A 327-nucleotide genomic window follows, 5' to 3' on the forward strand; every position below is an offset into this window, starting at 1 on the left:
GTTGTCTGCCTGATCGTTGCTTCCCTGACCTATGTAATTGGTCAAATGAAAGGCATCGGCGTGGCTTTCTCCCGCTTCCTCGACGTTGATTATGCAACTGGCCTGTACTCCGGTATGGCGATTGTATTCTTCTACGCCGTACTCGGCGGTATGAAAGGCGTTACCTACACCCAGATCGCGCAATACTGTGTACTGATCTTTGCTTACACCGTACCTGCGGTCTTTATCTCCCTGAACCTGACTGGCAACCCAATCCCACAACTCGGTTTCATGGGTGATACTGCCGACGGCACTCCCCTGCTGATCAAGCTTGACCAGACCCTGGTT

The 327-nt window shown here is 52.3% G+C and carries 1 protein-coding gene; it reads left to right on the top strand.

Going from position 1 to position 327, the window contains the following annotated elements; all coding sequences use genetic code 11:
* On the top strand, positions 1–327 hold a 327-nt coding region (locus Q4563_RS18070; protein WP_442903785.1), incomplete at both ends, for a sodium:solute symporter family transporter.

The organism is Gilvimarinus sp. 1_MG-2023, from assembly GCF_030548285.1.